The sequence below is a fragment of the Mycolicibacter sinensis genome, assembly GCF_001667375.1.
Classification (GTDB): Bacteria; Actinomycetota; Actinomycetes; order Mycobacteriales; family Mycobacteriaceae; genus Mycobacterium; species Mycobacterium sinense_A.
In genome coordinates this window covers 44,344-62,964 of the sequence record NZ_LZIN01000014.1, presented here as the reverse complement: position 1 = coordinate 62,964, position 18,621 = coordinate 44,344, and the positions used below count along the sequence as shown (strand labels likewise).

Sequence of the window (18,621 nt, the reverse complement as noted above, 5' to 3'; positions counted from 1 at the left end):
GGGGGGGTGGGGCGGGCGCACACCCCCCCCGCCCCCGCCCCCCCGCCCCCCCGCGGGGCGCCCCCCCCCCCCCGGCCGGGGTGGCCCCGCCCGCCCGCCCCCGCGGGGGGGGGGCGACGCCCCCGCGCCGCGGTGCGCGGCGTGCCGGTAGTCGGCGAGATCGGCTACCAGGTGATCCACAGCTTCAAGGCCGGGCTCAAAGACGCGCTGGCGCCGCAGGCGCTCTTCACCGACCTGGGCCTGAAGTACCTCGGCCCGATCGACGGCCACGACGAGGCCGCGGTGGAGTCGGCGCTGCGCCGCGCGCGCGGCTTCGGCAGGCCGGTGATCGTGCACGTGGTCACCTGCAAAGGCAAGGGCTACGGTCCGGCCGAGAACGACGAGGCCGAGCAGATGCACGCCTGCGGCGTGATCGACCCGCTCACCGGGTACGCCACCGAGACCGCCGGGCGCGGCTGGACGGCGACGTTCTCCGATGCGCTCATCGAGTACGGCACCAAGCGCCGCGATGTCGTCGCGATCACCGCCGCGATGCCCGGGCCCACCGGGCTGACGCCGTTCGGGCAGCGCTTCCCCGACCGGATGTTCGACGTCGGGATCGCCGAACAGCACGCGCTCACCTCGGCGGCCGGGCTGGCGATGGGCGGCCTGCACCCGGTGGTGGCGGTCTACTCGACGTTCCTCAACCGCGCTTTCGACCAGGTGATGATGGACGTCGCGCTGCACAAGCTGCCGGTCACGCTGGTGCTGGATCGGTCCGGGATCACCGGCCCCGACGGCGCCAGCCACAACGGCATGTGGGATCTGTCGATCCTGGGTGTCGTGCCGGGGATGCGGGTAGCCGCGCCTCGCGACGGCATCCGGTTGCGCGAGGAACTCGGTGAGGCGCTTGAGGTCCAGGACGGTCCCACCGCGCTGCGGTTCCCCAAAGGCGATGTGGGCGAGGACATTCCCGCGATCGAGCGCCGCTCTGGGGTGGATGTGCTCGCCCGCCCGACGGACGGGCTGAGTCCGGACGTTCTGCTGGTCGCCGTGGGGGCGTTCGCGCCGATGGCGTTGGCGGTGGCCGAGCGGCTGCACAACCAGGGCATCGGCGTGACGGTGATCGACCCCCGCTGGGTGCTGCCGGTGCCGCAGGTGATCGCCGAGTTGGCCGTCGCCCACAAGCTGGTGGTGACCTGCGAGGACAACGGTGTAGCCGGCGGCGTCGGCTCGGCGGTGTCGGCGGCGCTGCGGGCTGCCGACATCGACGTGCCCTGCCGGGACGTCGGTCTGCCGCAACGCTTCTACGACCACGCCTCGCGAGGGGAACTGCTGGCCGAGGTCGGCCTGACCGCCCAGGATGTGGCCCGTCAGGTCACCGGCTGGGTGGCGGCGATGGGCAGTTCCCACTGCGTCGAAGAGGTCAGCGAGCACCTGGATTAGGTCGCGGAGGCCATAGCCTGTCGAACAGCCAGGTGAACACGAACGTGTAGACCAGGAAGAACGCCAGCAGGCCCACCTCGAGACCGAATGCCTGCAGCAGGGATACGCCCAATATCCACGCCACGACCGGCAACAGCACCACCACCAGCCCGCCTTCGAAGCCGATGGCGTGTGCGATCCGGCGCGCGACGGTGCGGGTTTGGGAGTCCTGGCGACGCTCCCAGAACTCGAACACGGTGTTCCACACGTAATTCCAGACCATTGCCACCGTCGATGCCGTCACCGCCATGACACCCGAACTACCGCCGCCGAAGCCCAGGACGACCAGGCCGAGGGCGGTGAGCACGATGGCGATGAGTTCGTAGCTGATCACGTAGCTGATCCGGCGAACAACGGCCGACACCTCTATCAGCCGCCGTCGGCGGTGGTGCCGACGGTCTTGAGGGCGGCAGCCAGCAACGGCACCGTGAGCTCGCGTTGCCACGGTCGGGCGTCGCCGGCAATCAGGAACGCTTCGATTGCCGCCGCGGGCTCGGGTGTCGCCGGATCCCAGTCCCAGCACAGCCGGCGCAGCAGGTCGGGGGAGAGCAGGTTCTCGGTCGGCACCCTCACCTGCTCGGACAGCTGGCCCAATGCGGCACGAGCCGCCTCCAGCCGGGCGGCCGCCTCGGGCCTGCGCCGTGACCAGCGCGACGGCGGCGGTGGGCCGTTGTGGGGTTCGACGGAATCCGGCGGCTCGGGATTCTCACGGGCAGCGGCCAGCGCGGCCAGCCAGGTCGCCGCGCTGCGGCGTTGCTTGGGCCCGCCGAACACCGGTAGGGCGAGCAACTCCTCGACAGTGGTGGGATCGGCCACGGCGGCGGCGATGATCGCCGAGTCGGGCAGGATGCGCCCGGGGGCGATATCGCGGCGCGCGGCGATCCGGTCGCGCACCGTCCACAGTTCGCGGACGGCGGCCAGGCCGCGCCGGTCGCGCACCTTGTGGATGCCCGACGTACGTCGCCAACGGTCCCGGCGGGTCGACGTGGTGAAGTCGGTGATCCGAAGATGATTGAATTCCTGTGCTGCCCAGTCGCCTTTATGCTGGTCGGCCAGCACGTCGGCGATGGCCCCGCGCAGTTCGATCAGCACCTCGACGTCCAGCGCCGCATAGTTGAGCCAGTCGGCGGGCAGCGGGCGTTTCGACCAGTCGGCGGCACCGTGGCCTTTGGCCAGCCCCAGTCCCAGCAGGCGCTGCACCATCGCGGCCAGGTTGACCCGCTCGAAGCCGGCCAGCCGCCCGGCCAGTTCGGTGTCATAGAGCGCCTTCGGCCACATGCCGACCTCGGCCAGGCAGGCCAGATCCTGGTCGGCGGCGTGCAGGATCCACTCGTCGTCGTCGAGCACCTCGGCGACCGGACGCAGCAGCGCCGCCGGATCCTCACCGGCGCCGACCGGGTCGATGAGCACGGTGCCCGAACCGGCGCGCCGGATCTGGATGAGGTAGGCGCGGTTGGAGTAGCGGAAGCCCGAGGCCCGCTCGGCATCCACCGCGAACGGGCCGTGGCCGCGGGCCAACTTCTTGGCGGCGGCGCCGATCTGCGTCGCGGTGACCGACACCTCAGGCACCCCGTCGGCGGGATGCGCCAGGGGAGTCGGCTCGGGCTCGTCGGATGCCGGTTCTGTCTGCCCGGACATCTCAGACGCGGGTTCGGGAGCTCAGGTCGGTGATCCCGACCGGCGGCAGCCCCGCAGCGTGTTCGAGGACCTCACAGAACGCTTGGACGTGCGCGCCCAGCTCCGGCGTGGTCGCGGTCCAGGATGCGCGTAGCTCCAGTTGGTGACCGCGGGGCGGCCCGGAGATGTCGCCGTAGCGCACCGAGGTGGTCGCCGTGACGGTGCCTCCCAGCGCCGTGACGTGCTCGGTGCGGGAGCTCAGCGCTTCGACCAGCCAACTCCAGGCGACCTCGGGCAGCAATGGGTCGATCGCCTCGTGCGGATCCAGATCGGCCTGGATGAACGCCACCATTCGCATGGTGCCGTCCCAGGCGTCGGTGCCGTCGGGGTCGTAGAGCAGGATCAGCCGGCCGAACGCGTCGCCCTCGGAGTCCTCCGGCACGAAGTCGGTTTCGGGGTGTTTGACCTCGGCGCCCAGCGCATAGCTGTAGGGCGCGAGGCGCTGCGGCGGCCGGATCGGCCCCAACTCGATCTCCGACCGCACCGTCGCGGCATGCATCGTTGCCACCGCTTCGCGGAATGGGGCAGGCTCGGCTGATGTCACTGGCGCCGCTCCTTAACTCATCGCTGTACCCCGCGTAGCCAGCGGCCGGCCCCGGGTGCTGTTGCGCACCGCCGGTCGCCGGATCTCACGCTAGCCCCCGGCGCCGATCGGCGCAGACAGGCGCGCCGAATCACCGGTGGTTCAGCGAGGCTCGACGGAGGAGAGCCGAAGCTGGGGCCGCCGTATGAACCCGGCGGTTCAGCGAGGCTCGACGGAGGAGAGCCGAAGCTGGGACCGCCGTATGAACCCGGCGGTTCAGCGAGGCTCGACGGAGGCGAGGCGAAGCTGGGACCGCCGCATGGATCGGGACGGTTCGCCCGCGTAACGCGGCCGTGGCAGCATTGAGCTCGATGAGTGCCCGTCGTGAGCTGCCCGAGTCGTCCTTTCTGGCCGCCGCTGCCGGCCGGCAACCCGCCCGGGTGCCGGTCTGGTTCATGCGGCAGGCCGGCCGGTCGCTGCCGGAATACCGAGACCTGCGCGCCCAGCACAGCATGCTGGCGGCCTGCTTCAATCCGGAGCTGGTCTGCGAGATCACCCTGCAACCGGTGCGCCGCCACGACGTGGACGCGGCGATCCTGTTCTCCGACATCGTGGTGCCGCTGCGCGGTGCCGGGGTGGACCTGGACATCGTGCCCGACGTCGGGCCGGTGATCGCCGAGCCGGTGCGCAGTGCGGCCGATATCGCCGCCCTGAAGCCGCTGGAACCGCAGCAGGTGACGGCCGTCGCCGAAGCGGTGTCGCTGCTGGTGGGCGCGCTCGGGGACGTGCCGCTGATCGGCTTCGCCGGGGCGCCGTTCACCCTGGCGTCCTACCTGGTCGAAGGGGGCCCGAGCCGCAACCACGCCCGCACCAAGGCGATGATGCTGGCCGAGCCGGACAGCTGGCATCAGCTCATGACCCGGCTCACCGATCTGACCATCGCGTTCTTGACCGTGCAGCTGGACCACGGTGTAGACGCCATCCAGCTGTTCGACTCGTGGGCCGGCACGCTGAGCCTGGCCGACTACCGCAGCTTCGTGTTACCGCACAGCACCCGGGTGTTCGCGACGCTGGCCGACGCCGGCGTGCCGATGACGCATTTCGGCGTGCAGACCGCCGAGCTGCTGGGCGCCATGGCCGAAGCCGGGCCCACCGTGGTCGGGGTGGACTGGCGGACCAGCCTGACCGATGCCGCCGCGCGGGTCGGCGCGGGCTTCGCCCTGCAGGGCAATCTGGATCCCGCGGTGCTGTTGGCAGGCTGGCCGGTGACCGAACGCGCGGCGCGCGCCGTCGTCGCCGATGGCCGTGCCGCGGTGGCCGCCGGAGCATCCGGTCACATCTTCAACCTCGGGCACGGGGTGCTGCCGGAATCGGACCCGGGCGTGCTCACCGATCTGGTGTCGCTGGTCCATTCGTTGTGACCACGTCGTACTGCGTTGTCGGAGGCGGCATCTCCGGTCTGGCCGCCGCCTACCGCCTACGCGCGACGCTCGGTGACGCGGCCGAGATCACCGTCTTCGACCCGGCCGACCGGCTCGGCGGGGTGCTGCGCACCGAGACCCTGGGCGGTATCGCGGTGGACGTGGGCGCTGAGGCGTTCGTCGCGCGCCGGCCCGAGCTGCCCGCCCTGCTGGCCGAGCTGGGCCTGGCCGACCGGGAACGCACCACCACCGGGGCGCGGCCGCTGCTGTACTGCCGCCGCCGGCTGTATCCGCTGCCGCCGGGCACGCTCAGCGGAATCCCGTCCTCGCCGGGGTCGATGGCCGGGCTGGTCGACGAGGAGGCCATCGCCCGCATTGCCGGCGAACCCAGCCGCCCGCTGATGTTCGAGCCCGGCAGCGACCCGGCGCTGGGCGCGCTGGTGGCGGACCGGTTCGGCGAGCAGGTGGTCGCCTGCTCGGTGGATCCGTTGATCGGCGGGGTGTACGCCGGGTCGGCGGCGACGATCGGACTGCGCTCGGCGGTACCCGGCCTGGCCGCCGCGCTGGACGGCGGCGCTGCCAGCCTCACCGAGGCGGTGCGGCGGGCACTGCCGCCGACGACCGGCACACCGGTGTTCGGCGCGATCGCCGGCGGTTACCAGGTGCTGATCGACGCCCTGGTGCGCCGCAGCAGGCTGCACTGGGTGCAGGCGGCGGTGACCCAGATCGACCCGACCGGAGACGGCTGGCTGTTGCGGGACGCCGTCGGCGGCTACCACCGCGCCGCCCGGCTGGTGATGGCGGTGCCCGCCCACGTGCTGGCCCGGCTGGCCACCGGGTTCGCCCCGCGCACCGCGGCGGCGGCCAGCCAGATCACCCACGCGTCGTCGGTGGTGGTGGCGCTGGCGGTGCCGGCCGGTGCGGCGTTCCCGGACAATTCCGGGGTGCTGGTCGCCACCGGAGAGCGACTGCACGCCAAGGCGATCACCTTGACCTCGCGCAAATGGGGCAGCTGGGGCTATGGCGGCAAGGTGGAGCTGCTGCGGTTGTCGTTCGGCCGGTTCGGCGATTCCCGCACCCGAGCCTCCGAGCCCGAGTTGGTGGCGTGGGCGATATCCGACTTGGAAACCGTTTTCGGCGCGGTGGTGGACCCGCTGGAGGTGTTGGTGCAGCGCTGGCCGGCGGCGATGCCGCAATACCGGTCCGGGCACGCCGCGCTTGTCACCGCGCTGCGCGCCGGGCTGCCGCCCACGGTGGCTGTGGCGGGTAACTACCTCGACGGCATCGGGGTGCCGGCCTGCGTCGCGGCGGCAGACCGCGCGGTGGCGGCCGTGATCAGCGCCACCCCGGCGCCCTAGGGGCGGCCCGTCGTGGCAGCATGGGGGCCATGGCGCACCTCGATTACGACAAGCTGAATTCCACCATCCGCTACGTGATGTTCTCGGTGTTCTCGGTGCGTCCCGGGGTGCTCGACGAGGGTCCCGGCACCCGGGATGAGGTCGCCGACCAGGCGGCCACCTTCCTCAAGCAGCAGGAAGAGCGCGGCGTGGTGATCCGGGGCCTCTATGACGTCGCGGGCCTGCGCGCCGACGCCGACTTCATGATCTGGAGTCACGCTGAGCGGGTGGAGGACCTGCAGGCCACCTACACCGGCTTCCGGCGCACCGCGCTCGGCCGGGCCTGCACTCCGGTCTGGAGCAACGTGGGACTGCACCGGCCCGCCGAGTTCAACAAGAGCCATGTCCCGGCGTTCATCGCCGGCGAGCCGGCCGGCGCCTACATCTGCGTGTATCCGTTCGTGCGCTCGCACGAGTGGTATGTGCTGCCCGAGGAGGACCGGCGCCGGATGCTGGCCGAACACGGGATGGCCGCCCGGCCCTACAAGGATGTCCGGGCCAACACCGTGCCGGCGTTCGCGCTCGGCGACTACGAATGGATCCTGGCGTTCGAGGCGCCCGAACTCGACCTGATCGTCGATTTGATGCGCGACCTGCGTAACACCGAGGCCCGCCTGCATGCCCGCGAGGAGACCCCGTTCTTCACCGGTCCCCGCGTCGAGGTCGAGCAGTTGGTGGCCACCCTGCCGTGAGCTCGTCGACCACCGGCGACGCCGAACGGTTCGAGGAGATCTACCGCGCCGATCAGACCGCCCGGGGATTGCCGGCCTCCACGCCGTGGGACATCGGCGGACCGCAGCCGGCGGTGCGGCGCCTGGTGGCGCTGGGTGCGATCCGGGGGGCGGTGCTCGACCCGGGGACCGGACCGGGCCATCACGCGATCCACTTCGCCCGGCACGGCTTCGACGCGACCGGCATCGACGTGTCCGAGACGGCCATCGAGCGCGCTCGTGCCAACGCGCAGGCGGCGGGGGTGACGGTTGATTTTCGGGTCGGCGACGCCAAGACTCTAGACGGTTTCACCGATCGTTTCGACACCGTGGTCGACACCGCTTTCTACAACACCTTCGGCGGTGATGCCCAGCACGATTACCTGCGGGCGCTACACCGGGCGACCAGGCCGGGCGCCCGGCTCTACATGGTCGAGGCCGCCGACTACAACATCAACGGGTTCTTCATGCCCCCGGCGATGTCGATCGACGAGCTGCGATCCGGGCTGCCGGCCGGTGGCTGGCGGATCGACTACCTGGGGCCGACCAGCTATCTGGTCAATGTCAGTGCGGCGGGGTTCGCCGCGCAGGTTGAGCGGAATCCGGATGCGCCGCCGCGGATCCGGGCGATCGCGCAACGGCTGGCGGTCATCGAGCCGCTGATGGACGGACAGCTGGCGCACGCTCCGTTCTGGGAAGTCCACGCCGCTCGTATCGACTGACTTCGCCCGATCGGCTCAGCTCAGGACGACGGCACCAGCCGCAGACAGATGCTGTTGATGCAATACCGCTGATCCGTCGGGGTGGGGTAGCCCTCACCTTCGAAAACGTGGCCCAGGTGGCTGTGGCAGGCCGCGCACAGCACCTCGGTGCGACGCATTCCCAGCGAGTCGTCCGGGCGCAGGATCACCGCATCGGAGTCCGCCGGGTCGAAGAACGACGGCCAACCACAGTGCGACGGGAATTTCTCGGTGCTGCGGAACAATTCGGCGCCGCAGGCCCTGCACTCGTAGACACCTTCGGTGGTGGTGTTGGTGTATTCGCCGATGTTCGGCGGCTCGGTACCGCCGCGGCGCAGTACGGCGAATTCCTCGGGGGTCAGTTTGGCGCGCCACTCATCATCGGTGAGCGCCACCTTGGGAGAGGTCATGCCTCCACGGTAGCCCTGTCGGGTTTATCTGCCAGCCACGCCGGGTCGATCCCGTCGTCGAGGCGGCCGGCCTCGCGGGCGTCCAAGTAGCGGTAGCACAGCACGGCGCACACCACGATCAGCAGCAGCGACCAGCCGTAGGTGATCTTGAGGTAGTCCAGCGGTCGCCCGACATTCATCCACCGGAAGATCAGCCATTTGTCCAGTGTCATGAACCCGTAAATACCCAGCCACGCCGGCCAGTTGCGCAGCACCGAGTTCGGCAGCACCACCGTCATCAGGAACGGGACCAGCACGATCGAGTAGTAGCCCTGGCCCAGCGACAGCACCAGAAACGAGGTGGTCAGAAGTACGCCCGAGGAGGTCAGCAGCCAGAACCGCGGGTCGCGGGTGCGGTAGTAGCGGTAGAGCAGCCACACGCTGACGGCCGCGATCGCGGTGAACAACACCCGCAGGAACAGAATCAGCGGAGACGGCAGGCCGAAAAACACGCCATTGCCCAGAATCGAGGAGTTGAAGTAGTCGCGGGTGCCCATGATGTAGGGCACGGTGTGGGTAAAGTAGCTGGTCGGGTCGCTGGCCAGCGGGAACGCCACCAGGTTGAACAGTACCGGCGCCACGACCGCGCCGATGAGCGGCCGCCACTGCCTGTTCAGCACCGGAAGTAGCAGCAGCGGCGCCAGCACCGGTTTGACCACCAGGGTCAGCCCGATGGCGACACCCGCCCACCACTGGCGGCTTTCCCGGCCGTCGAGCACCCAGCGCAAGAACAGCACCTCGGCGAGCAAGACGACGCCGTTGATGTTGGTGAATACCAGTGTGCTGGAGACGCTTTCGGTGAGAAACAGCGCCGCCAGCAGAGCCGGGGCGGCCACCGAGGTCATCGCGAAACCGAACATCCGCAGCAGCAGGTAGGCGGCGAGCAGGATGGCGATCGTATTGGTGGCGATGAAGGTGTACCGCGACAGAGTTTCGGGCAGATACCCGAACGGCGACATCAGCAAGGTGCCGCCGGGCGAGTAGAGGTAGTGCGGGTCGACGTAGTCGAAGTGCTCGTTGTAGATGTCCAGGCCGTGCCGGAAGTTGAGCACCGCGCGGTAGACCGGCTTGAAGTCGTCGGTGATGTTGCCGTTGAGCGGCAGTATCACCGCGCGGTGAATCAACGACATGATGGCCACCGGCCACAGCACCGACCGCAACACGGTCGCGGCGCTCGGCGCGCTGGTCGGCGGGCGGAAGGCGGTCAGCAGACTGCTGCGAAGTGAGTTAACTGCCGTCACCAGCGCACCGTACACCGAACGGGTGCGCCCGCTTCAGCTCAGGCCGGGCAGTAGACGTCGGTGTCGGGCAGCTTGCCGCTGTCGAGATAGCCGATCAGCGGGGGCAGGGTGCACGACGAGTACACGGTGGCCCCGTGACCGGTGCCCTGCCACATCACCCGCTTGCTGGCCGCGCCGGCGTTGATGACGGCCGCGGCGGTGGCCGCCACACCCTCCTCGCCGACGATCGGGTCGTTTTGCACCCCGAACAGCAGCACGTCGATCTTGATCTCCTTCGCCGCCTCCGGGGTGGCGCTGCTGGGCCAGCTCAGGCACTGCGCCATGTCGAGGGCGCCGACGGCGCCGAACTGCGGGTACTCCTTGCCCCAGGCGACCAACAGCTCACGGACCCGGTCGGGGGTGGGCCGGTTGAGCGCGTCGGCGCACGAGTTGATGAAGTGGCCGTCGCTGCCGACGGTGCCCTGGGCCCGGTTGATCAGGTTGTTCAGCAGGTTGGCGTCACCGGCGTGCGCGCTGGCCAGCGCCCTGGCCAATTCGTTAGTGCTGCTGACACGGTCACCGATGGGGTAGCCCAGCGTGGTGACGATGGCATGGGTCACCGCGGCAACCGAGGCGCCGCCCGGACCGTTCCCGGTACGGGCGGAGTCCAGCACCGCGTCCACGACACCCTTGGGGTCGGGCGCCAGGGCGCAGTTCACCGCGACGCACTGGGCGGCGAACGCCTCGAAGGCCGCCTCCTGGCCCTTGATCCGCTGCTCGGCGGCGGCCTCGGCGGCCACGCCGAGCGGGATGGGGGAGTCCAGCGCCAACCGGGCCACCTTGCCGGGATGGGAGCCGGCGTAGGCCAGGGCGACCTGGGCGCCGTTGCCGATCCCGATCAGGGCCAGCGCCGGAACGTCCCAGAGGCTGCGCAGCCGTTCGAGGTCGGTGGCGGCGTGGGTGTTGTCGTAGGAGGACTCCCCGGGCGAGATGGCGTCGGTGCAGTCGGTGGTGGCGTTCATCGCGACGGTGCCCAGGTTGGCCACCGGGTCGTCGCCGGGGGCGAACTGCGCCAGGTTCCACATCTCGTCGCGATCACCGCGGTCGCGGCAGTCCACCGGGCTCGACATCCCGGTGCCGCGCCGGTCCACGGCCACGACGGGGTGGCCGGCGAGCACGTCGGCGCCGCCGCGCGCCAGCCAGGTCGGCAGCTGCAGCGAGGACGGCAGGTCCCAGCCGGTGGTGAACACGACGGGCCCGGCGTCGGCGGGGGTCTGCACCGAGCGGGCCCGCACCACGCCGATGCTGATCGCCGTCGAGCTGCCGCCGAGCGGGTCGACGTCGGCGTCGTAGCTGGCGCAGTCCAGTCGCACCCCGGGGGTGGCGGGCACCGCGGCGTCGTTGAAGACCCGGGCCGTGCAGTCATGCCAGGGCAGGTCGTTCTTGGGGACTTCGACCGGCGGTGGGCCGGCGGTGTCGGGGGTGGACTCGGGTTGGCCCTGCGGGCCGGCCCCGGAGTCGGTGGCGAAGCGCGGGTTCGCGGCCAGCCCGGGCGCACAGCCGGACAGCACGACAACCACCGGCAGGGCGGCGGCGAGCGCGATCCTGGCAAGATTCATGCCTGTCACCTTATAGGCGGACGCCTTTGACGTAGCGGCCGTAGAGGTAGCCGGACTCGTCGGTCAGCAGATGCGCACAGTGCATCGGAATCGCCACCTCGCCGGGGCCGGTGGCGATCCGGCGCGCCAGCCCCCCGACCAGAAAAGGGGCGACGGTCAGACACAGCTCATCGAGCAGATCGCGTTCGATGAACGAACCCAGCAGCATCGGGCCGCCTTCGGTGAGCACCCGATAGTGTCCGCGGGTGCCCAGCGCGGCCAGCACCGCTGCCTCGTCGACCCGGTCTGGGTTGCCGGTCGAGCAGTCCTGGACCTCGGCATGGCCGGCCAGCCGCCGCCGGGTGTCCTCGGCTGCCGCCGTGCTGGTCAACACCAGCGGCGGCAGCTCGGTGTCGGTGAAGATCCGCAGGTCACGGTCCAGCTGCCCGGACGCGGTGACGATCGCGATCCGGGGGACCTCGGACTGTCCGCGGTCGCGGCGGCGCTGGCGCTGTGCGACGCTGAGGCGGGCTCCGCCGTAGTTCTCCACCCGGACCGTGCCCGCGCCGACCAGCACGACGTCGGCCAGTGCCCGCAGCAGCATGAACAGGGCGCGGTCGCCCGGGTTGCCCAGGCCGCCGGACCTGCCGGCCAGCGTTGCGCCGCCATCGATGCTGCCGATGAAGTTGGCGCGCACCCAGAGGCGCGGGTGCTCGGGTTCGGGGTAGGCGTACAGCCGGGCCAGCTCGGCGTCGTCGACGGGTAGTGCCGAGTCCAGCCGGGTGAAACCCGGTTCTGCGCTGAGGTCGGACATGGCCTCGATTGCACCATGTGGCTACAGTTCCTGCGTGCCTAATCCCGCCGTCGAGGGAATCGACCACCTGGTGGACCGGCATCCGGCCGTCTCACCGGAGCGGTTGATCGCGCAGCTCACGCCGCCGCCGACGTTTTCTCGCGCCAGCTTTGCCAGCTATCGTCCCGACCCCGGCGAGCCCACCCAGGCGGCGGCCGTGGCGGCCTGCACCGCGTTCTGTGCGCAGGCGGTTGAGCGGCGGGCCGGGCGGCGCAAGCTGTTCGGCAAGCGCGAAGTGCTGCCGGGCGTCGGGCTCTACCTCGACGGCGGGTTCGGTGTCGGCAAGACCCACCTGCTGGCTTCGGTCTACCGCGAGATCACCGAGACCGGCGATCTCGGGCAGCCGCATCGGACGGCGTTCGCCACCTTCATGGAACTCACCCAGCTGGCCGGGGTGTTCGGGTTCACCGAGTGCATCGAGTTGCTCGGCGGCTACACCATGGTGTGCATCGACGAGTTCGAACTCGACGACCCGGGCAACACCACGCTGGTGTCGCGGCTGCTGTCGGAGCTGGTGGCGCGCGGGGTCTCGGTGGCCGCCACGTCGAACACCCTGCCCGACCAACTCGGTGAGGGGCGGTTCGCCGTGCAGGACTTCCTGCGCGAAATCCAGGCGCTGGCAAGCATTTTCACACCGGTTCGGGTCGATGGCCCGGACTATCGGCATCGAGACCTGCCGCCTGCGCCCGAGCCGCCGTCGGCGCAGCAGGTCGCCGAGCGCGCCGCGGCGCTGCCCGGCTCCACCCTGGACGACTTCGACGCGCTGTGTGCGCACCTGGCCACCATGCACCCGTCGCGCTACCTGAGCCTGATCGAAGGCGTCACCGGAGTCTTTCTCACCGGCGCGCATCCCATCGACGATCAGAATGTGGCGCTGCGCCTGGTGGCACTGACCGACCGGCTCTACGACGCGGGCACTCCGGTGGTGGCGTCGGGGGCCAAGCTGGACGACATCTTCAGCGCCGAGATGCTGGCCGGTGGCTACCGCAAGAAATACTTGCGGGCCACCTCGCGGCTGCTGGCGTTGAGCAGCGGCGGTTAGTGAGGCTCGACGGAGGAGAGCCGAAGCTGGACCGCCGCCGTTAAACCCCGGCGGTTAGTGAGGCTCGACGGAGGAGAGCCGAAGCTGGACCTCCGCCATTAAACCCGGCGGTTAGTGAGGCTCGACGGAGGAGAGCCGAAGCTGGACCGCCGCCATTGAACCCGGCCGTTAGCTCACAGATTCCACTGCGCCAGGCGCAGGCCGGTGTTGCGGGACAGCATCGTGACGTGGGTGACCAGGCCGCGGTAGACGTCCCAGTACACCCCGCCGGTGACGGTGGAGCCCGCTGGCGCGTTGGTGAGCAGCGCGTCCAGGGTGGTCGGGTCGTCGGTGTGCTTGGCCACGTACGCGTCACCGCCGGGAGTGACTCCGTTGAAGGTGGTCGAGGCCGCCATGATGTAGGGGTTGGGCACCGCGATCGGATGGATGGTCACGTTCGCCCGCCAGGGACCGCCCTGCGCGCGCCAGCGCGGAGATCCGTTCTGGCCCCAGCCCGGTGGGATCTCGCTGGGCACCACGTCATGCACGGTCACGTCGGCGACGATCGGGCCGAAGGCCTCGTCCTGGTACTGGATGCGCAGAGTGTCGCCGAGCCGGCCGATCGGGGCTTCCGGCGTGGTCGTGGGCGTGGCGTAGCCGACGGCCGGCGCCGCCAGGGCCAGCAGGGTGACGACGGAAGTGACCAGGGCCAGAATCCAGCGATGCATCATGTCCTTCTTCGGTTGGTTGGAGGAATCTTGGCATATCGCTGTTGCGGGTGCACCAGCCTTGGCCAGGGGGATCAGTCCGTAGCGTCGGCGCCGCCGGCGGCTGCCGTGACGGTGATGGCCTCCAGGGCGGTGGCGAGGTCGGTCTCGAGGCGGTCCCGGTCTACTTTGGCGCGATGCAGCGGTCCGGTGTCGTCTTCGGCGTCGAACAGGGCCAGCAGCAGGTGTTCGGTGCCGATGTAGTTGTGGCCGAGGCGAAGTGCGATGCGGAAGGTCAACTCCAGTGCCTTGCGGGCCGGCCCGCTGAACGGGATCAGCGCGGGCGGTTCGCTGACGCCGGGGGCAAGGGCGACGGCTTCGGCGACGGTGCCCGGGTCGATGCGCTGTGCGGTGAGCAAGGCGCTGGCCAGGGCATCGGGGTCGTGCAGCAGGCCCAGCAGCAGATGGTCGGGGGTGATCTCGGTGTGGCGCGCCCGGTGGGCGGTGTTCTGGGCGGCCACCACCGCGCTGCGCGCTCGCGGCGTGAACCGGGCGAAGCCCTGCTCGGCGTCCAGCGTGGCGGCCTCGGCGCGCGGGACGAACCGCTTCTGCGCCGCCTGTTTGGTGACGCCCATGCACTTGCCGATCTCCGTCCACGACGCGCCGGAGCGGCGTGCCTGATCGACGAAGTGCCCGATCAGGTGATCGGCGACCTCGCTGAGGTGCTCGGCGGCCAGCACGGCGTCGGTCAACTGCTCCAGCGGATCGTCGTGCACGCCGGTGATGGCGTTGATCAGGTCATCGAGCCGGACGCGCGGGGTCGGGGGAATCGGTTCAGCCATGCGTCAACTGTAGGTTGACGATGCTGGCGCGTCAACCGCCGATTGACGAACGTCTGCGGGTCGGCTACGGGAGTGACCATTCCCCGAAGTCGTAAGCGAACCCCGAGGACGGGGCGTACTTGACCTTCGTCGGGGTCACCCCTTGCGGCAGCGCGAACACCACGCAACCGATCGCCGACTCGCCGGGGCTGAGGCGGAAGATGCCGGATTCGAAATTCGTGCACTCGCTGACGTTGTTCAGATCCGGGGTGTAGCGCTGCCCGTCGGAGCCGAACACCGAGACGTTGATGTTGACGTCGCCGTCGATGTCCACCGTTCCCGGGTCGGCAATCTTGAGCCGCGTGGCGATGTAGGTGGCGCCGGGGTCGCCGCCGGCGGGGGTAATCGTCGCGGGGTTGATGACCCCTTCCAGGGTGACCGCGATAGTGCTGCCGTCGGCGCGAGTCAAAGTCAGCGTGTCACCGATGTGCCCGGTGGCTTTCGGTGCGGCACTGGTGGTTTCGGTGGAGACGGGCACGTCGGTCGATGACGGCGCCGGCGGCGATTCGGTGTGGCCCGAACACGCCGCCGAGACGCCGGCGGACAGCAGTGCCACTACCGACAGGGCCACGACCGGTCTCATAGGGTCCACCTTTCGCTACTTTCCCAGCCTACGGGGGCGTTGCTACCGATTGTGCTGCTTAGTTGCCGAGGGGCGCGGAGCGACTCGCGATTCGGCCGGATCCCCGGCGACTGCGGCGCGCAGTTTGATTTACCACCGCCATAGGTACTGGGGGCATTGTCCGGCGACGACGGAGCGAATGTAGACGCGCGCATCGGCGTTGGAGGCGTCCGGGCCGAGCACCTGGTGGACGGTCACCGAGTTTTCCAGTCCCTCGGGTGTGTTGCCGGCGGCGAGCAGCCGACAGATCGCATTGCCGGCGGGATCGGCGTGCGCGGGCGGGGCGGCGAGGAACGCGAGGGCCGCCAGTGCGGCGAAGGTGAGGCGCTTCATGCGGGAACCGTATCGCTGGGCTCTGACAGGTGGCCCATGTCGGGCCGTCGCCGAGGCCGCAAAAATGCTCTGACCTGCATCGATCTTGGTGCGCGGTACTGGGATTGAACCAGCGACCTCTTCCGTGTCAGGGAAGCGCTCTCCCGCTGAGCTAACCGCGCTTAGAGCCAAGGAACGGAGGTGGAGACGGGAATCGAACCCGTGTGCACGGCTTTGCAGGCCGTTGCCTCACCACTCGGCCACTCCACCGCAAGGGCTTGATGCCACTTGACCACCCTCGAGCGGATGACGGGATTCGAACCCGCGACCCTCACCTTGGCAAGGTGATGCGCTACCAACTGCGCTACATCCGCGTGCTACGAGCGAGATCGTCGCCCGTCGCGAAGCTGAACATTAGTCCACTGATGTGAGACAACACAACTTGGCCTGTCAGACCGGCGAGTCGCGCGAAAAGCGTCCTGCGCATTGAAGCTACGGGGACCGGCCGTGCTAGTCTTCGACCTCGTTCATCCGGTCTCGTAGCTCAGGGGGAGAGCGTCCGCCTCACACGCGGAAGGTCGCTGGTTCGATCCCAGCCGGGACCACAAGAAAACCACCTCACGGCAGGTGGTTTTTCTGTTTCAGGCCGGACGGGGCAGTACTGCGCAGGGGTTAGGCGATCATCGGGTCGATCGCAGACCTGGGCACCAGCACGTGTAAAGCCCCGGCCGAGGCGGGCAACAACACGCCTTGGTCGAAAAAGAAAATCACCCCGTCGTTGACCACCGCGAAATTCTGATAGTTCGCGGGGTCATACAGCGCGGCTTGCGCGAACGGCAACGGTGATGGCGCCGTGGTGGACGTGGTCGCCGTCGACTGTTCTAATGGCGGGGGCGGCGGCGCCAGCTGCTGCTGCAGGTCGGCTTGGACGATCGGGGCGACGACCTTCAGCGGATCGTCCACCTGCCACAACGGCGCATGTTCTTTGTCGTCCGGTGCAGCCGCGTAGGTGATCGCCTTGCGGTAGGTCTGGTCCCAATTGAACGCCTTATACGTCGTCTGGGGCTGCCCCCCACCGACGTTCTGGTTCACCGTGAACACCACCGCTTGCGTGCCGCGCGGGGGAATCGACGAGGTGTATTCCGTCGGCTTGATGCTCAACTCATACGGTGTGCTGCGAGGCGCGCCAGGCTTGGCGGAGGTGAGGAACGCGTCGCGTGCCTGGGCGACGTACTCGGCGACCGACTTCTGGTCCGGGTAGTTCAGCGGAAAGCTGATGTCGACTTTGTACCCGGGGTCGGAGAGCTGGATCTCACAGGTGCGGCCGGTATTGCCACCTTTGAGCTCGGCGCAGTAATCCTTGGGGGCCGCAACAGCCACGGCGTCGCAACCGAACATGGCGGCAACCGTCATGACCACGGCCACGCTGAAAGCCCGCATGGGTGATACCTCCTAGCAAGGCGGCAACGCGCCGCGAGCAAAGGTTAACGCGCGGCCACGCCCGCCGCTTTGCCTCGCGTAAGCCGTTGCCACACCCGTGCGCGCCGAAGCGCACCCCAACTGGGGTTTTCGCTAGTACGGCTAGCGGCGCTCAGGCCATCTCGGGCACATTCAAATGCGCGATCGCCAGATCGAACTCGGCGACCTCGAGCACCTCGGCGCCGGCGTCGTTGACGGCCCTGGCCCAGATGGCCTGCTCACCGCTGCGGCTGGCCACCATCGCCGCACGGTCGTCGAAGCTGATCGATGAGACCGCACGCCCCGAGGCCCGGTCCACCAGCAGGGTGGTGCTGCAGAAGCCATCGAGGTCGGCCATTTCGGGCATCAGCGCCAGCTTGTAGGTGTCGATCATCCGCTCGCACCCGGCCGGGTCGGTCCGCAACCAGGTGACCCGCACCCCGGCGTGGCGCCGGGACCGGTAGTCGCGGCGTACCGCGGCGATCTCCCAGCGAGTGATCTCGGCGGTGGCGTGGAAGATCTCCCTGGCGCGGTCGCACAGCTGCTGGGCACTGTCCTCGCTGGCGCGCAGGGTGTCCTCGTCCAGCCAGGACGACGTCACGATGCACCGGCCGGCGTCGCGGTCGACCAGCATCGACATTCCCGCGCAGCCGTCCTCATCGGCCAGGGTCGGCATCACCACGCCGCGAACGTGAGTGATCCCCTCATCGAGGAATGACGGATGGGCGTGAATGGTGGTTGCGCGCGCGAACATATCGGCCTCCGGCTGATCGATCGGTGGCGACGCCCCGGCGGCGCCGCCGGTCTCCCTCCACCATGCTCCGCCGATGCTGCGGCGACAACCCCTATTCGGCGACTTCTTGAACGGAGCCCGTCTCGTGGCGATGTTGGGCTTCCAGTTCGGCGATTCGAGCACCGACGCGTCCCCGCAGCGCGATCGTGCCGATGACACCGCCGAGGATCGCCACCAGCAATGCGACCCAGGAGAACCGGGACAGCCAGTGCTCGGCGGCCATCCCGGCGTAGTAGACCAGGGCGGTGGTGCCGCCGGCCCAGCAGATCGCGCCAGTCACGTTGGCGACCAGGAACTGCGGGTAGCGCATCTTCAATGCCCCGGCCAGCGGCCCGGCCAGGATGCGCAGCAGTGCAATGAACCGACCGAAGAACACTGCGCTGGTGCCCCAGCGGGCGAACAGGTGTTCTGCGTAGGCGATGTGACCGGGACCGAAGTGGTTGGGGAACCGTGCGCCCAGGCGGTCGAAGAGCGGCATGCCGAAGCGCCGCCCGATCGAATAGCCGATCGAATCGCCGATCACCGCGCCGACGATCGCCGCCCCGGCGACCCCGGCCGGCTCGACCGCCAGGTCATGGCGCGACGACAGCAGCGCGGCCCCGACCAGCATCACTTCACCGGGCAAGGGGATGCCGAGGCTCTCGATCCCGATCACCCCGCCGACGAGTAAATAGACCGCCAAGGGCGGAATCGACTGCAGCAGGACATCCACCGACATGCGGCAAGCATGCCTGACGCTGGCCGGACGCGCCCGCCCAGACCATGGTCGGGCCAA

The 18,621-nt window shown here is 69.5% G+C and carries 19 protein-coding genes, 4 tRNA genes and 1 pseudogene; 7 read left to right on the top strand and 17 right to left on the bottom strand.

Annotated elements, in window-relative coordinates; genetic code table 11:
* Positions 1-93: 93 nt before the first annotated feature.
* Positions 94-1,425 (top strand): annotated as a pseudogene (locus A5771_RS02560) (transketolase C-terminal domain-containing protein); the annotation flags it as partial.
* Here A5771_RS02560 and A5771_RS02555 read toward each other — a convergent pair.
* Genes A5771_RS02555 through A5771_RS02545 form a run of 3 tightly spaced genes read right to left on the bottom strand, consistent with a single transcriptional unit; the run spans position 1,406 to position 3,640 of the window.
* Positions 1,406-1,828 (bottom strand): PACE efflux transporter, encoded by a 423-nt coding sequence (locus A5771_RS02555; protein ID WP_064853625.1) that lies wholly within the window; start codon positions 1,826-1,828, stop codon positions 1,406-1,408. The pseudogene A5771_RS02560 and the gene A5771_RS02555 overlap by 20 nt on opposite strands.
* 5 nt (positions 1,829-1,833) lie before the next feature.
* Positions 1,834-3,102 carry an HRDC domain-containing protein gene (locus A5771_RS02550; RefSeq protein ID WP_064853624.1) on the bottom strand — a complete coding sequence of 423 codons (1,269 nt, stop codon included), beginning with the start codon at positions 3,100-3,102 and terminating at the stop codon, positions 1,834-1,836.
* Position 3,103: 1 nt separating this feature from the next.
* On the bottom strand, positions 3,104-3,640 hold the full coding sequence (locus tag A5771_RS02545) for a DUF3000 domain-containing protein (protein WP_234782917.1): 537 nt from the start codon (positions 3,638-3,640) through the stop codon (positions 3,104-3,106).
* 395 nt (positions 3,641-4,035) lie between these two features.
* Between A5771_RS02545 and hemE the strand changes: the two genes are divergently transcribed.
* From hemE to A5771_RS02525, 4 genes are read left to right on the top strand one after another with little or no spacing between them, the layout of a single operon-like run.
* On the top strand, positions 4,036-5,085 hold the full coding sequence (hemE, locus tag A5771_RS02540; protein WP_064853622.1) for a uroporphyrinogen decarboxylase: 1,050 nt from the start codon (positions 4,036-4,038) through the stop codon (positions 5,083-5,085).
* Entirely contained in the window at positions 5,082-6,443 is a 1,362-nt protein-coding gene (locus A5771_RS02535; RefSeq protein WP_064853621.1) for a protoporphyrinogen oxidase, read from the top strand. The genes hemE and A5771_RS02535 overlap by 4 nt, the downstream gene beginning before the upstream one ends.
* 29 nt (positions 6,444-6,472) lie before the next feature.
* Positions 6,473-7,174: a hydrogen peroxide-dependent heme synthase gene (gene hemQ / locus A5771_RS02530; RefSeq protein WP_064853633.1), complete on the top strand. Its 702-nt coding sequence runs from the start codon at positions 6,473-6,475 to the stop codon at positions 7,172-7,174.
* Positions 7,171-7,914 (top strand): class I SAM-dependent methyltransferase, encoded by a 744-nt coding sequence (locus A5771_RS02525; protein ID WP_109400994.1) that lies wholly within the window; start codon positions 7,171-7,173, stop codon positions 7,912-7,914. The genes hemQ and A5771_RS02525 overlap by 4 nt, the downstream gene beginning before the upstream one ends.
* A 20-nt stretch (positions 7,915-7,934) precedes the next feature.
* Here the strand turns inward: A5771_RS02525 and msrB are convergent, their stop codons facing one another.
* From msrB to A5771_RS02505, 4 genes are read right to left on the bottom strand one after another with little or no spacing between them, the layout of a single operon-like run.
* Positions 7,935-8,342, bottom strand: coding sequence for a peptide-methionine (R)-S-oxide reductase MsrB (gene msrB / locus A5771_RS02520; protein WP_064853620.1), 408 nt, complete (start codon positions 8,340-8,342; stop codon positions 7,935-7,937).
* Positions 8,339-9,637 (bottom strand): arabinofuranan 3-O-arabinosyltransferase, encoded by a 1,299-nt coding sequence (aftC, locus tag A5771_RS02515; protein WP_064853619.1) that lies wholly within the window; start codon positions 9,635-9,637, stop codon positions 8,339-8,341. Before aftC ends, msrB begins: the two co-directional genes overlap by 4 nt.
* Before the next feature lie 23 nt (positions 9,638-9,660).
* Positions 9,661-11,220, bottom strand: a complete 1,560-nt coding sequence (locus A5771_RS02510; RefSeq protein ID WP_064853618.1) for an alpha/beta hydrolase — start codon at positions 11,218-11,220, stop codon at positions 9,661-9,663.
* A 10-nt stretch (positions 11,221-11,230) separates the two neighbouring features.
* Entirely contained in the window at positions 11,231-12,013 is a 783-nt protein-coding gene (locus tag A5771_RS02505; protein WP_064853617.1) for a pyrimidine reductase family protein, read from the bottom strand.
* Between A5771_RS02505 and zapE the strand changes: the two genes are divergently transcribed.
* Complete coding sequence (zapE, locus tag A5771_RS02500) at positions 12,012-13,094, top strand: cell division protein ZapE (protein WP_064853616.1); 1,083 nt, start codon at positions 12,012-12,014, stop codon at positions 13,092-13,094. The genes A5771_RS02505 and zapE overlap by 2 nt on opposite strands.
* Before the next feature lie 173 nt (positions 13,095-13,267).
* Here zapE and A5771_RS02495 read toward each other — a convergent pair whose 3' ends face one another.
* The 7 genes from A5771_RS02495 to A5771_RS02465 form a co-directional block, all read right to left on the bottom strand.
* Positions 13,268-13,801 carry a hypothetical protein gene (locus A5771_RS02495; protein WP_064853632.1) on the bottom strand — a complete coding sequence of 178 codons (534 nt, stop codon included), beginning with the start codon at positions 13,799-13,801 and terminating at the stop codon, positions 13,268-13,270.
* Positions 13,802-13,875: 74 nt separating this feature from the next.
* Positions 13,876-14,622, bottom strand: a complete 747-nt coding sequence (locus A5771_RS02490; RefSeq protein ID WP_064853615.1) for a Clp protease N-terminal domain-containing protein — start codon at positions 14,620-14,622, stop codon at positions 13,876-13,878.
* A gap of 64 nt (positions 14,623-14,686) precedes the next feature.
* The gene (locus A5771_RS02485) at positions 14,687-15,244 is read right to left on the bottom strand and encodes a DUF4352 domain-containing protein (RefSeq protein WP_234782914.1); all 558 of its coding nucleotides are present in this window, start codon (positions 15,242-15,244) and stop codon (positions 14,687-14,689) included.
* A 129-nt stretch (positions 15,245-15,373) separates the two neighbouring features.
* Positions 15,374-15,616 (bottom strand): DUF732 domain-containing protein, encoded by a 243-nt coding sequence (locus tag A5771_RS02480; protein ID WP_064853613.1) that lies wholly within the window; start codon positions 15,614-15,616, stop codon positions 15,374-15,376.
* A gap of 86 nt (positions 15,617-15,702) precedes the next feature.
* Positions 15,703-15,777, bottom strand: a tRNA-Val gene (locus A5771_RS02475).
* A gap of 17 nt (positions 15,778-15,794) precedes the next feature.
* Positions 15,795-15,865, bottom strand: a tRNA-Cys gene (locus A5771_RS02470).
* 31 nt (positions 15,866-15,896) lie between these two features.
* A tRNA-Gly gene (locus tag A5771_RS02465) sits at positions 15,897-15,969 on the bottom strand.
* A 159-nt stretch (positions 15,970-16,128) separates the two neighbouring features.
* On the opposite strand from A5771_RS02465, the gene A5771_RS02460 reads away from it, so the two are divergent.
* A tRNA-Val gene (locus tag A5771_RS02460) sits at positions 16,129-16,200 on the top strand.
* Between the two features lie 67 nt (positions 16,201-16,267).
* Here A5771_RS02460 and A5771_RS02455 read toward each other — a convergent pair.
* From A5771_RS02455 to A5771_RS02445, 3 genes are all read right to left on the bottom strand, one after another.
* Complete coding sequence (locus A5771_RS02455; RefSeq protein ID WP_082947014.1) at positions 16,268-17,035, bottom strand: esterase; 768 nt, start codon at positions 17,033-17,035, stop codon at positions 16,268-16,270.
* 151 nt (positions 17,036-17,186) lie between these two features.
* A complete protein-coding gene (locus A5771_RS02450; RefSeq protein ID WP_064853612.1) occupies positions 17,187-17,807 on the bottom strand; it encodes an antibiotic biosynthesis monooxygenase in 621 nt (206 codons plus the stop codon).
* Between the two features lie 91 nt (positions 17,808-17,898).
* Positions 17,899-18,564 (bottom strand): DedA family protein, encoded by a 666-nt coding sequence (locus A5771_RS02445; RefSeq protein ID WP_064853611.1) that lies wholly within the window; start codon positions 18,562-18,564, stop codon positions 17,899-17,901.
* Between the last annotated feature and the right edge of the window lie 57 nt (positions 18,565-18,621).

What these genes read in the sequence shown, in the direction of transcription:
- zapE (WP_064853616.1), top strand. Translation starts at nt 12,012, where the DNA reads ATGGCCTCGATTGCACCATGTGGCTACAGTTCCTGCGTGCCTAATCCC.
- A5771_RS02550 (WP_064853624.1), bottom strand. Translation starts at nt 3,102, where the DNA reads ATGTCCGGGCAGACAGAACCGGCATCCGACGAGCCCGAGCCGACTCCC.
- A5771_RS02450 (WP_064853612.1), bottom strand. Translation starts at nt 17,807, where the DNA reads ATGTTCGCGCGCGCAACCACCATTCACGCCCATCCGTCATTCCTCGAT.
- A5771_RS02495 (WP_064853632.1), bottom strand. Translation starts at nt 13,801, where the DNA reads ATGCATCGCTGGATTCTGGCCCTGGTCACTTCCGTCGTCACCCTGCTG.
- A5771_RS02510 (WP_064853618.1), bottom strand. Translation starts at nt 11,220, where the DNA reads ATGAATCTTGCCAGGATCGCGCTCGCCGCCGCCCTGCCGGTGGTTGTC.
- A5771_RS02505 (WP_064853617.1), bottom strand. Translation starts at nt 12,013, where the DNA reads ATGTCCGACCTCAGCGCAGAACCGGGTTTCACCCGGCTGGACTCGGCA.
- A5771_RS02445 (WP_064853611.1), bottom strand. Translation starts at nt 18,564, where the DNA reads ATGTCGGTGGATGTCCTGCTGCAGTCGATTCCGCCCTTGGCGGTCTAT.
- msrB (WP_064853620.1), bottom strand. Translation starts at nt 8,342, where the DNA reads ATGACCTCTCCCAAGGTGGCGCTCACCGATGATGAGTGGCGCGCCAAA.
- hemQ (WP_064853633.1), top strand. Translation starts at nt 6,473, where the DNA reads ATGGCGCACCTCGATTACGACAAGCTGAATTCCACCATCCGCTACGTG.
- hemE (WP_064853622.1), top strand. Translation starts at nt 4,036, where the DNA reads ATGAGTGCCCGTCGTGAGCTGCCCGAGTCGTCCTTTCTGGCCGCCGCT.
- A5771_RS02485 (WP_234782914.1), bottom strand. Translation starts at nt 15,244, where the DNA reads ATGAGACCGGTCGTGGCCCTGTCGGTAGTGGCACTGCTGTCCGCCGGC.
- A5771_RS02455 (WP_082947014.1), bottom strand. Translation starts at nt 17,035, where the DNA reads ATGCGGGCTTTCAGCGTGGCCGTGGTCATGACGGTTGCCGCCATGTTC.
- A5771_RS02480 (WP_064853613.1), bottom strand. Translation starts at nt 15,616, where the DNA reads ATGAAGCGCCTCACCTTCGCCGCACTGGCGGCCCTCGCGTTCCTCGCC.
- A5771_RS02490 (WP_064853615.1), bottom strand. Translation starts at nt 14,622, where the DNA reads ATGGCTGAACCGATTCCCCCGACCCCGCGCGTCCGGCTCGATGACCTG.
- A5771_RS02545 (WP_234782917.1), bottom strand. Translation starts at nt 3,640, where the DNA reads ATGCATGCCGCGACGGTGCGGTCGGAGATCGAGTTGGGGCCGATCCGG.